This is a genomic window from Salifodinibacter halophilus (genome assembly GCA_012999515.1).
Classification (GTDB): Bacteria; Pseudomonadota; Gammaproteobacteria; order Nevskiales; family Salinisphaeraceae; genus Salifodinibacter; species Salifodinibacter halophilus.
On record JABEEB010000090.1, the window covers coordinates 1 to 330 of the forward strand.

Below are 330 nucleotides of genomic sequence, written 5' to 3' on the forward strand. Positions count from 1 at the left end.
ATCGCGTCGGAGCCGTAGATGGCCGAGGCGCTGCCGGTCAGGATTTCGATCCGCTCCACCATGCCCAGCGGGATGTTGGAGATATCGGTGAAGTTGCTGCGGCCCTTGAACGGCATCGGGAAGTCGGCGATGCGGCGGCCGTTGACCAGCACCAGCGTGCGCTGGGTGCCGAGGTTGCGCAGATCCTGCATGGAGATGCCGGCGGTGCCGATGAAGCGGCCGGAGTTGCCCATGGTGAAGGAGGTCGCCAGCGCCGGCATCGTGGTCAGCACGTCGCCGATGTTGACCGCGCCGGTGGCCTTGATGTCCTCGGCGGTCAGCACGCTGACC

1 protein-coding gene is annotated in these 330 nt (G+C 66.7%); it reads right to left on the minus strand.

The window, feature by feature from the left end; all coding sequences use genetic code 11:
- Positions 1-330 (minus strand): Plug domain-containing protein (locus HKX41_10830; GenBank protein ID NNC24624.1); only part of this gene is annotated, 330 nt, incomplete at both ends.